This window comes from Flavobacterium galactosidilyticum (assembly GCF_020911945.1).
Taxonomy (GTDB): Bacteria; Bacteroidota; Bacteroidia; order Flavobacteriales; family Flavobacteriaceae; genus Flavobacterium; species Flavobacterium galactosidilyticum.
On record NZ_CP087135.1, the window covers coordinates 1,059,034 to 1,071,473 of the forward strand.

Genomic DNA, 12,440 nt, shown 5'->3' on the forward strand with positions numbered 1-12,440 from the left:
AATTTAGCTTTTAGAATTTACCTACTTTTGCCCATTAAAATTTTTAAAAATGTCATTACGAAAAGCATATCTCCTTATTTTTATTCTATTGCTTGTTGATCAAGTTTCAAAAATATACATTAAAACTAATTTCATTTTAGGTGAAGAAGTTAAGGTGTTTAATTGGTTTAAGATCTTGTTTATAGAAAATGAGGGAATGGCTTGGGGAACCGAAATTCCGGGTCAGTATGGCAAATTATTTCTTACACTATTTAGATTAGTGGCAGTTGGCGGAATTGGCTATTGGTTATGGGATTCAGTGGAAAGAAAACACAGTTCTAATTTCCTGATTGTTGCAATTTCATTGATTCTCGCTGGAGCTTTTGGTAATATAATCGATTCTGTTTTCTACGGTGTCATTTTTAATGATAGCCATCAGGAAGTAGCAACACTTTTTTCAGATCAACCTTATGGAACCCTATTTCACGGAAAGGTAGTTGATATGTTTTACTTTCCTTTTTGGAATGGTATTTTACCAAGTTGGTTACCCATTTGGGGCGGAAAAGAATTTACCTTTTTCAATGCGATCTTTAATGTTGCAGACATGGCAATTTCTACTGGAGTTGGAATCTTGATTGTTTTTAACAAAAAAGCATTTCATCATCAAGAGTAGATTAATTTTTTACTTTAAAAAAAATGTAGTTCTCAAATAGAATAAACTCATATAGGTAAGCCCTCTTGATAGCAGTCAAGAGGGCTTGTTTTTTAATTGTACAACATATTTAAATTTATTTTTAAGATTAGTTTGTTTTAACCGCTTATAAATTCAAGTTGCCTAATTCCTTATTTATCTTCCGAATTTCGTATTTACTATATATTATTTTTTTAAGTTGTGGTAAATCTGGGTTTTAACAATTGTTAATTAATAGTTAAACCAAATAAGAATATACGCATTTGAAACCCTAAAAATTATTTTTGGCAAACTATAACCACTAAAAAATAATAAATGAAAAAGTTTTTTATTTTGACTGCTGCAACATCACTTTTGTTAATTCCTTCGACTCAGTTTGCTCAGTCTAAAAAGGAAAAACAGAAGAAAACAGAAACAACAGTAGTTGCACCCGAGAAAAAACCTGAAACCACGATTAAAGAGTATGGAAAAGTAATTACCAAGGACGCTAAATCTGATTATGGTCTTTTCAATGTTCACAAAGTAGATAAGAAATACTATTTTGAAATCCCCAATAAACTCTTAGATAAAGACATGCTTTTAGTTAGTCGTCTTTCTAAATTGCCATCTGATTTGGGCGGAGGCTATGTAAATGCAGGTTCTGAAACTAATGAGCAATTAGTAGTTTGGCAACGTTTTCAAGATAAGGTTCTGCTAAAAGTAAAATCATACAACGCCGTTGCTGATACTAGTTTACCCATTAGTATTTCAGTAAAAAATAATAATTACGAGCCTGTTTTATTTGCTTTTGATATTGTTGCTTTTAGTGCGGATTCTGAAAATACAGTTATTGATGTGACTAAGTTTTATAGTACTGATGTAAAAGCGATCAGCGGTTTATCAGCAGCAATGCGGGAAACGTACAAAGTAAAAGCAATGGATGATTCTCGCAGTTTTATAACGGCTATGAAGAGTTTTCCAATGAATATCGAGGTCGTTCAGGACTTTACTTATAACGCATCAAATCCTCCTGTGATGAAAGATGCTGAAACGATAAGTATCCAAATGAATCAGTCGATGATTTTATTGCCAGAAGTTCCTATGAAACCTCGTTTGGCAGATCCAAGAGTAGGTTGGTTTACGATGAACCAAATTGACTATGGAAGTAATGAATTGAAATCGGATAGTAAAACTTTTATCCGCCGTTGGAGGTTGGAACCAAAAGATCCTGAGGCTTACGCTAGAGGAGAACTAGTTGAGCCAATAAAACCAATAATTTATTATTTGGATCCAGCAACGCCAGAAAAGTTACGCAAATACATCAAGCAAGGAATTGAAGAATGGCAAAAACCGTTTGAAACAGCAGGTTTTAAAAATGCAATCATCGCCAAAGATCCGCCTACTAAGGAAGAAGATCCCGATTTTAGTCCTGAAGATATTCGCTATTCTGTAATTCGTTATGTGGCAAGTACTACTCGAAATGCTGTTGGACCTAGTGTTTCTGATCCAAGAACGGGAGAAATTATAGAGAGTGATGTTATTTGGTACCACAACCATTTACGTTCTTACAGAAATAGATATTTATTAGAAACCGGAGCTGCTAATCCTTCGGCTCGAACTTTAAATACTTCTGATGAAGAAATGGGTGAAATGATGCGTTTTGTGATTGCTCACGAAGTTGGTCATGCACTTGGTTTTCCACATAATATGGGTGCGAGTAGCGCTTATGATGTTGAAAGTTATAGAAATGCTGCTTTCACTCAAAAACATGGAATTGCAGCCAGTTTGATGGATTATGCTCGTTTTAATTATATTGCTCAACCCGGAGATAAAGGCGTTCGTTTCATTCGTCAAATGGGACCTTATGATCATTATGCTTTAAATTGGGGATATCGTGTCATTCCAAATGCAACTTCTCCAGAAGCGGAAGTTCCTACATTAAACAAATGGATATTGGAAAAAGCTGGCGATCCGATATATAAATATGGAAAGCAAAGCAGCTCTTTTGACCCAACTTCACAAACAGAAGATATTGGAAATAATTCGATGAAAGCGAGTACTTATGGACTTAAAAATTTAGAATATGTAGCTTCAAATTTGTCAAAATGGACGAGTGATGTTACCAATAATTATGAAGATTTAGATGAATTGTACAAGGAAATGCTGGATGTTTGGAGTAGGTATGTAGGGCATGTAGTGACGAATGTGGGTGGTGTGTATGAAAATACTAAAAAGCCAAATCAGAAAGGTAGCATTTATGATGTGGTACCAAAAGTGAAACAACAAGAAGCCATGCTTTGGTTGCAAAGTAATGCATTTGATTCTCCTACTTGGTTGGTTAATATTGCTACTTTAAGAAACATCGATTATACAGGATATGCTGAGCGTTTTAGAAGTTTACAGGTAAGACATTTGAATAATGTGTTGAGTTTTGATCGTATCCAAAGATTAATGGATGCTGAAATAGTGGGAGCTAGTAATTACGATGCTTTGGATTTGCTTCAAGACATGCGTAAAGGAATATGGAAAGAAGCCAGTACAGCATCGAATGTTAGTATTTATCGAAGAAACTTGCAGCGTGCCTACATTGAAAGAATGGCTTTCTTAATGAACGAAGAAATAAAAGTTGGTGCAACAAGAGATTATTTCAATGTTTCTCAATCTGATATTAGAGGATTAGTGAGAGGACAATTAAATATTTTGAAAGGGACGCTTGCAACCGCAAAAAGTGGAGCTGCTAATGCAGAAACAAAATTTCATTATATAGACTGTATCAAGAGAATTGAGAAAATATTAGATCCTAAATAAAATTTTGATATAAATAAAAAAATGAGCTCGATGTCCTGTCGGGCTCATTTTTTTATTTATTATTTTGAAATTTTCAGTCGTACTTGTTTTCTAAATGTTACTTATTTGTACTGTTATATCGGGTACTAAAATTCATAAATTTTTTCCGGCGTCAAACAATAATCTAACTTTACATCAGCTTCAAAAACATCAGCAATCATTTCTTCAGCTTCAAAGAAGGAAAGTCCTATTTTGATGGTTTCTGGTTTACACTCGGAAAGAAATTTATCATAAAATCCTTTTCCGTATCCTACTCGGTGTCCTTTTTTGTCGAAAGCCAAAAGCGGCACAAAAACGACTTCTATTTTATGAGAAGGAACTTCAATACCATCAACAGGTTCTGGAATATTATATTCGTTTTTTTTAATTTTTGTGCTATCAGTGAGCAGAAAATGAGTCATATTTCTAGTCTCGAAATCACTTTTAGAAATAATAATTTCCTTGTCTTTTCCCGAAAGTAAATGCAATATAAATTCAGTATTTACTTCATGATGTTCCGTTATTGGTAAAAAAATATGGAAATAGGTTTTCTCCCAAATGGGAAGAGCAAGTAATTTATTGGCAACAGCCAAACTCATTTCCTCGATTTCATTCTCAGAAAGTTGTTTTCGTAAGGCTTTGTATTTTGGTCTTAATTCTGATTTTTTCATTTAATTTGTATTTATTCCCCTTCCTCGGCATCAACAGTATTTGATAAATGATAAATGGCATCGCCTTCATATACAATAGGAGAATGATTAGCATTTATGATATATCCGTCGTTTGGTGCTTTTACTTTACGCTCAAATTTTCCATAAGGATCAGTTATTATCGCGAGCACGGTTCCTTTATTAACAAATTTACCAATCATATTGTAATCATGCAATAATCCAGAACATTTGGCTCGTATCCAGCCTGATTTTTCAATGTAAATAGTGTTGGAATCTTGTTTGTTTACAACGTGTTTTGGGTCTAACATGTCTAAATGAGACAGCAAACGTTTTGCGCCGTTTACACCTTCATTAGCGATTTCGGTATTGATGTCGAGTGATTTTCCACCTTCAAAAAGTAACATTTTCACATTCATTCGTTCACTCGAATTCCTAAATGATCCCACTATATTTCTAGAAAATAAGGTAAAAGGCGCGTTAAAAGCATCTGCCAAAACTTTTAAATCTGCATTAGTAGGAGCTATTCTGATTTGAGCCACATTGAATCGGCTGGCTCCACCCGCATGAAAATCGACTGCATAATTTACGATTGGCATTATTTGTTCTAGAATATGAAAAGCAAATCTACTAGCTAACGAACCTGCTTTACTTCCTGGAAAAACCCGATTCAAATCGCGCCCGTCTGGAAATTCTCTCGATTTATTGATGAATCCGTAAACATTAATGATGGGAATGCAAATAATTGTTCCCCGCTTTGGTTTATTTATTTTTTTGCGAATCAGCTGCCGCACAATTTCAACTCCATTAATTTCGTCACCATGAATTCCTGCAGAAAAAAGCACAGTTGGCCCTTCAAATTTAGAGCGTCGAACTATTATAGGCATGTTCAATTTAGTGGCAGTGTGCAATCTGGCGATTTCGACATTTATGGTTTTGTTTTCTCCTGGCATAATACTTTCGCCAAAAAGAACAATAGGAGCAGTGCTAATTTTCATCATAATTTCTTGAAAAGATAAAAATAACTATAATAAACAATTACGAACTGAATTTAATCTAAAACTTTTCTCGTCATTATTTATGAAAATTTTAGTTTGTATTTCGGAATTTTTGAGGTTAACTTTGTTGTATGACTCCAGCATCTTTAGCGCTCCAAATCCAAACTTTACCAGACAATCCCGGCGTATATCAATATTACGACAAGGAAGGGAAAATTTTATATGTAGGCAAAGCCAAAAATTTAAAAAAAAGAGTTTCTTCCTATTTCAATAAAATTCACGATACGGCTAAAACCAATGTGCTTGTAAAAAAAATTGTTACGATAAAGCATATTGTTGTTCCCACGGAAACCGATGCGCTTTTGTTAGAAAACAATTTAATAAAAACCTTGCAACCACGCTATAATGTACTGTTGCGAGATGATAAAAGTTATCCTTGGTTGTGTATCAAGAAAGAACCGTTCTCCCGCATTTTTGCAACAAGAAGAATGGTCAAAGATGGCTCAGAATATTTTGGGCCGTACACTAGTTTCAAGACCGTAAGCACTATTTTAGAACTTATAAAAGAACTGTATCCACTGCGCACGTGCAATTATGATTTAAGTAAAAGCAATATCGAAAGCGGAAAATTTAAGGTTTGTCTCGAATATCATATTGGCAATTGCATGGGGCCATGCGAAGGCTATGAAACGCTCGAAAATTATCAAAAACAGGTAGATGCTATTCGAGAAATTCTCAAAGGAAACTTCAAAGAAAGTATGAAAGATTTCAAACGTGTTATGACAAATCTCGCCGCTGAAATGCACTTTGAAGAAGCTCAAAAAATTAAGGAAAAGATCGAGATTCTAGAAAATTACCAGTCGCGTTCTACAATTGTAAACCCAAAAATCACCAACATAGATGTCTTTTCAATCGTTTCTGATGAAAGTGCTGCCTACGTCAACTTCCTCCAAATTTCCCACGGTTCCATTATTCGTTCCCACACTATGGAAATCAAAAAGAAGCTCGACGAAACAGATCAGGAATTACTCGAACTCGCCATTATCGAACTACGTGAGCGTTTTTATTTATTGTCTCGCGAAATCGTAGTCCCGTTTGCAGTAGAAGTAGGTGAGAATGTAAAAGTGACTGTTCCGCAACTAGGCGACAAAAAGCAAATTCTAGATCTGTCTATAAGAAATGCAAAGTTCTACCGAATCGAACAACTGAAACAATTGCAAATTGTAGATCCAGATAGACACACCAAACGCATTATGGCGCAAATGCAAAAAGACTTGCGCTTGCCAGTAGAACCGCGCCATATTGAATGTTTTGATAACTCTAATATTCAGGGAACAAATCCCGTTTCGGCCTGCGTCGTTTTCAAGGACGGTAAACCCAGTAAGAAAGATTACCGCCATTTTAATATAAAAACCGTTGAAGGTCCTGACGATTTTGCCTCCATGACCGAAGTGGTTTATAGAAGATACAAACGATTGCTGGACGAGAACGAACCACTTCCTGATTTGATTATTATCGATGGTGGAAAAGGGCAGTTATCAGCAGCACTCAAGAGTATCGATGAACTTGGTTTGAGAGGAAAAATCACGATTTTGGGGATTGCAAAACGTCTCGAAGAACTATTTTATCCCGGAGATTCCGTTCCTCTTTATCTCGACAAAAGATCGGAAACGCTCAAGATTATTCAGCAATTGCGTAACGAAGCACACCGTTTCGGAATCACTCATCACCGCGACAAAAGGAGTAAAGCTGCGCTTAATTCCTCTATAGAAAGTATTCCCGGCATTGGCGAAAAAACGATGTTGACCTTAATTCAGCACTTTAAAAGTGTTAAAAGATTGAAATTAGCCACAGAAAACGAAATTTCAGACGTTATAGGAGTATCAAAAGCCAAAAAAATTGTCGAATTTTACAAGAATAATTAGTCGTTTCTTTATGAGCCCATTCCAGCTGTCCGTTTCAAGCTCTCTGCAAAAAATCTTTTTTTCTAATAAAATAAAAGGAGCTTCTAAGGTCGCTCTTTTTTTTGATGAAAAAATAAATTTGTCGGCATCAAGCCTTTCCACTTCCATCTGGGGCCTAAACTCGGTTGCAAAACAACTATTACATTCTATAGTCTATTCTCTAATTTCTATTTTCTTTTTCTCTACGTCTGCATTCGCACAACAACAAAAAAAGCCAAAAATTGGTTTGGTTTTAAGTGGTGGCGGAGCTAAGGGATTTGCTCACATTGGCGTTCTAAAAGTGCTAGAAGAAGCAGGAATCAAGATAGATTATATTGGCGGAACGAGTATGGGTGCTGTTGTAGGCGGTCTATATGCTTCAGGATATAATGCCGCGCAAATCGATTCGATATTTCAAGCAACCGATTTTACTAAGTTAATAAATGATTTTATTCCCAGATCTTCTAAAAATTTCTACGAGAGACGAAATGAGGAATTATATGCGATTGTGCTGCCCTTTAATAAAATGAAAATAGGAATTCCTGAAGCCTTATCTAAAGGGATGTACAACTACAATTTGTTAAGTAGGATTACCAGAAATGTGCGACATATTAATGATTTTAATAAGCTTCCTATACCGTTTTTATGTATAGGAACTAATATCGAGAATGGAAAAGAAGTGCTATTGAACAAAGGTAATTTAGCACAAGCAATGATTGCGAGTTCGGCATTTCCATCCCTGTTTTCTCCTGTTGAAATAGATGGTGAAATCCTTGTTGATGGTGGAGTTGTGAATAATTACCCTATTGAAGAGGTACGCAAATTAGGTGCAGATATTATTATAGGAGTCGATGTTCAGCATGATTTATTAGATCGAACGCAACTTAAGGATGCTACTAAAATTTTAATCCAAATAACAAATCTACATTCGACAGAACGAATGAAGAAAAACGTATCAAATACGGATATTTATATAAGACCTGACATTACGCAGTATAGCGTGATTTCCTTTGATAAAGGAAAGGAAATAATAACTAAAGGAGAAGAGGCAACATTTGCTGTCTTTGAGGATTTGAAAAAATTAGTGGGAGAATCTGCTCCGTACAAGAAACCTAAGTTAGTATTAATTCCAGATAGTCTAAAAATTAAGGCCATAAAAGTCAATTCTTTAGAGGATTATACTAAGGAATATGTTTATGGAAAATTACGATTTAAACCAAAATCAAAAATAGATTATGATGATTTTCTAACGGGTATTAATAATATGAATGCAACGCAAAACTTTAGTGCAATATCCTATTCATTTGAACCTAATAAAGATGGCGTGGATCTAAACCTGAATTTAAAAGAAAATTCAACTAGGACTTATTTGAAATTTGGATTGCATTATGATAATCTATTTAAAAGTGGTGTTTTGTTAAATTTAACGCGCAAAAAGGCACTTCTAAAAAATGATATAGCGTCATTAGATATTGTTTTAGGTGATAACTTTAGGTATAATTTAGATTATTATATTGAAAATGGTTTTAATCTTAGTTTTGGGTTTAAGTCACATTATATCCAATTCAATAGGAATATTGCGGCAGGAATAAGTCCTACAATTGTAAATAATTCAGATGTTAACAACATCAATGTTGATTATTCTGATCAAACCAATCAAATTTATTTTCAATCTTTATTCGTGCAAAAATTCTTGATAGGAGGAGGGTTAGAGTTGAAGTATTTAAAAATAAAGTCAGGAACCTTAGCTAATGTTGATCCAATAATTGACAGAAGTAGTTATACGAGTTTATTTGGTTACCTAAAATTTGATTCATTTGACAATAAATACTTTCCTAAAAAAGGATGGTATTTTACAGGTGATATTCAATCTTTTTTATTTTCATCTAACTACACTGGTGATTTTAAACCCTTCTCAATTGCAAAAGGAGATTTTGGCGTTGCAGCAACATTATTCAAAAATACTACGATAAAAATACAGACGGATGCCGGTTTTTCTTTTGGTCAGGAAAGTGTTCCTTTTTTCAATTTTATATTAGGAGGATATGGCTATAATACCATAAATGGGTTTAAATATTTGTATGGGTATGATTATATGAGCGTGGTTGCTAATAGTTATATAAAATCGACAGCAACTTTAGATTATGAGTTCTACAAAAAAAACCATATTAATTTTTCAGCAAATTTCGCCAATATAGGCAATCGAATTTTTGAGTCAGTAGATTGGATTTCTATCCCCAAGTATTCTGGTTATGCAGTAGGTTACGGATTAGAAACAGTTATTGGTCCTATAGAAGTAAAGTATAGTTGGTCTCCGGAGCAGCCTAAAGGATTTACCTGGTTTAGTATTGGGTTTTTGTTTTAAATTTAATTTATATTAATAATAATTCCGATATTTGTTATTATGAAAACAACTTGGCTCGGTTTATTAGGATATTTGCAATTTCTGATCAAGAGAAATCCTGAATAAGAATCATGCGATAATCAGATGATGTAAGGAATTAAATACTATTTTCCTTTAAATGATTCTCGTACATTATTGTTGATTTTTCTAATAGGCGATCTTTAGCCTTGCCAAATTTTAGAATTGATATATTCTCTCATTGTCAAATTTTCTAATTCAAATAATCATGCCTTTATATCATAAATTGGGAAATATTCCCCAAAAAAGACACACACAATTCGAAAAACCTGACGGCGGCTTATACTATGAGCAATTGTTTGGAACAGAGGGATTTCACGGAAATTCCGCGTTGCTCTATCATGTACACAGACCAACACAAATCAAGGAAATTACAAAATCATATTCAGTTGAGCCAAAAATAGCTGTTGGTAAAAACATAAAATCCTTACTATTAAAAGGCTTTGAATTAAAACCTGAAGTTGATTTTCTAGACAGCCGCAAAGCAATGTTAGTCAATAAAGACTGTACTATAGGATTAGCAGCTCCGCGTAAATCTCTTCGTAATTATTTCTACAAAAATGCCGATGCTGATGAGATGATTTTCATCCATAAGGGTAAAGGAAAATTACGTACGATGATGGGAAATATCCCTTTTGAATACGGTGATTATTTGATTATTCCTCGTGGAATCATATACCAAATTGATTTTGACACAGAAGAAAATAGACTTTTCTATGTGGAGTCTTTCGCTCCTTTTTATACGCCAAAACGCTATAAAAACGAATCGGGGCAACATTTAGAACATTCTCCATTTTGTGAACGTGATTTTATTCTGCCAACAGAATTAGAAACACATGATGAAAAAGGTGATTTCTTGATTAAAATGAAGAAAGAAGGAATGATCCATGAAATAATTTATGCTACACATCCATTTGACGTAGTGGGTTGGGATGGCTATAATTTCCCGTATGGCTTCAGTATTCATAATTTCGAACCTATAACGGGTCGTGTGCACCAGCCGCCTCCAGTACATCAAACATTCGAAACTTCAACTTTTGTAGTGTGTTCGTTTGTCCCAAGACTGTACGATTACCATCCAAAATCGATTCCGGCTCCATATAATCATAGCAACATTGATAGTGATGAGGTTTTGTACTATGTTGATGGTGATTTTATGTCACGTAATAATATCGAGCAAGGTCATATTACTTTGCATCCAAAAGGCATTCCTCACGGACCAGCTCCTGGAGCAATGGAACGTAGCATTGGCCACACAGAAACTCATGAATTAGCGGTAATGGTAGATACTTTCCGTCCGTTGATGGTTACTGAAGAAGCGATGGGATTAGATGATGGTAAGTACTATAAGTCGTGGGTAGAAGCCCCCTAACCCCCAAAGGGGGAATTAACAAGATTGTGTAATATGACTTGTTAACGTAATACAAAAAACAGAAATTATTATATAACTAAAATCCTATTGACCCCTAATAGGAATTCCCCCTTCGGGGGCTAGGGGACTTATTATGTCAAAAGAAGTAAAATCAGTAGAATACGGTTTAGAAAAAATATTTGAAGGAGCACAAGATTTCCTTCCATTATTAGGAACTGATTATGTAGAATTCTACGTAGGAAATGCAAAACAGTCAGCACATTATTATAAAACAGCTTTTGGATACCAATCATTGGCGTATGCAGGATTAGAAACTGGCGTAAAGGATAGAACTTCGTATGTGTTGAAACAAGATAAGATTCGTATCGTTTTGACTACACCCTTAACGCAGGATTCTCCGATACATGAACATTTAAAAAAACATGGTGATGGAGTAAAAGTTGCTGCTCTTTGGGTAGAAGATGCTACAAGTGCTTATGAAGAAACAATGAAACGTGGCGCTCGTTCTTTTATGGAGCCAACAGTTGAGAAAGACGAATTTGGTGAAGTAGTACGTTCAGGAATTTATACTTACGGAGAAACTGTTCATATTTTTGTGGAACGCAAAAATTACAAAGGTGTTTTCTTGCCTGGTTACAAAGAATGGAAATCCGATTATAATCCCGAACCAACAGGATTAAAATACATTGATCACATGGTGGGAAATGTGGGTTGGAATGAAATGAATACTTGGGTGAAGTTTTATGAAGAAGTAATGGGGTTCGTGAATTTCCTTTCTTTTGATGACAAACAAATTAATACTGAATATTCGGCGTTGATGAGTAAAGTAATGTCTAATGGAAATGGTAGAATTAAATTCCCAATCAACGAACCAGCGGAAGGAAAGAAAAAATCTCAAATCGAGGAATATCTTGATTTTTATGGTGGTCCTGGAATCCAGCATATCGCTATTGCGACAGATGATATTATCAAAACAGTATCGGAATTAAAAGCAAGAGGAATAGAGTTTTTATCAGCTCCGCCTCATACCTATTATCAAGCAATTCCAGAACGTTTAGGAGATCATATGAAAATGATGAAAGAAGATTTAAACGAAATCGAAAAATTAGCGATTATGGTTGATGCCGATGAAGAGGGTTATTTATTGCAAATCTTTACAAAACCAGTACAAGATAGACCAACGTTGTTTTTTGAAATCATTCAAAGGATGGGAGCTAAAGGTTTTGGCGCAGGTAACTTTAAAGCGCTTTTCGAGTCAATAGAAAGAGAACAGGCATTGCGAGGAACGTTATAAAAGCACCTTTTTTTTACATTATGTGAAAAAATAACTAAAAATCAGGCAGTTGTTTAGCAAATGTTGTGTTAAACTTTTTTTTTCGCAAGAATAACTTGGTTTTATATCTACCTTTGCACTCGCAAAACTGGAAGGGGTGGTTTCCTTCCTAATTTGATGTAAATTTCATAATTTATAGTTTTTTGGTTAGTTAATAGCATAAAAACTCAGTCATTATTTGACTGAGTTTTTTTGTTTAATTATATTTGGAACAAAATTTGCAGGCAGA

General features: G+C 34.6%; 8 protein-coding genes. 6 read left to right on the forward strand and 2 right to left on the reverse strand.

The window, feature by feature from the left end:
• Positions 1–49: 49 nt before the first annotated feature.
• Both LNP27_RS04640 and LNP27_RS04645 read left to right on the forward strand, forming a co-directional pair.
• Positions 50–652 carry a lipoprotein signal peptidase gene (locus tag LNP27_RS04640; RefSeq protein WP_229943366.1) on the forward strand — a complete coding sequence of 201 codons (603 nt, stop codon included), beginning with the start codon at positions 50–52 and terminating at the stop codon, positions 650–652.
• Positions 653–985: 333 nt separating this feature from the next.
• The gene (locus tag LNP27_RS04645; RefSeq protein ID WP_229943367.1) at positions 986–3,457 is read left to right on the forward strand and encodes a zinc-dependent metalloprotease; all 2,472 of its coding nucleotides are present in this window, start codon (positions 986–988) and stop codon (positions 3,455–3,457) included.
• Positions 3,458–3,582: 125 nt separating this feature from the next.
• Here LNP27_RS04645 and LNP27_RS04650 read toward each other — a convergent pair whose 3' ends face one another.
• Together LNP27_RS04650 and LNP27_RS04655 are read right to left on the reverse strand one after the other, a co-directional pair.
• Complete coding sequence (locus LNP27_RS04650) at positions 3,583–4,146, reverse strand: 5-formyltetrahydrofolate cyclo-ligase (protein ID WP_229943368.1); 564 nt, start codon at positions 4,144–4,146, stop codon at positions 3,583–3,585.
• A gap of 11 nt (positions 4,147–4,157) precedes the next feature.
• A complete protein-coding gene (locus LNP27_RS04655; protein WP_229944035.1) occupies positions 4,158–5,141 on the reverse strand; it encodes a succinylglutamate desuccinylase/aspartoacylase family protein in 984 nt (327 codons plus the stop codon).
• Between the two features lie 131 nt (positions 5,142–5,272).
• Here LNP27_RS04655 and uvrC point away from each other — a divergent pair, with 131 nt between their 5' ends.
• The 4 genes from uvrC (at position 5,273) to hppD (ending at position 12,172) form a co-directional block, all read left to right on the forward strand.
• Complete coding sequence (gene uvrC, locus LNP27_RS04660) at positions 5,273–7,066, forward strand: excinuclease ABC subunit UvrC (protein WP_229943369.1); 1,794 nt, start codon at positions 5,273–5,275, stop codon at positions 7,064–7,066.
• Positions 7,067–7,076: 10 nt separating this feature from the next.
• Positions 7,077–9,449, forward strand: coding sequence for a patatin-like phospholipase family protein (locus tag LNP27_RS04665; protein WP_229943370.1), 2,373 nt, complete (start codon positions 7,077–7,079; stop codon positions 9,447–9,449).
• A 265-nt stretch (positions 9,450–9,714) separates the two neighbouring features.
• A complete protein-coding gene (locus LNP27_RS04670) occupies positions 9,715–10,878 on the forward strand; it encodes a homogentisate 1,2-dioxygenase (RefSeq protein ID WP_229943371.1) in 1,164 nt (387 codons plus the stop codon).
• Positions 10,879–11,011: 133 nt separating this feature from the next.
• A complete protein-coding gene (gene hppD, locus LNP27_RS04675; RefSeq protein ID WP_229943372.1) occupies positions 11,012–12,172 on the forward strand; it encodes a 4-hydroxyphenylpyruvate dioxygenase in 1,161 nt (386 codons plus the stop codon).
• Positions 12,173–12,440 lie beyond the last annotated feature (268 nt).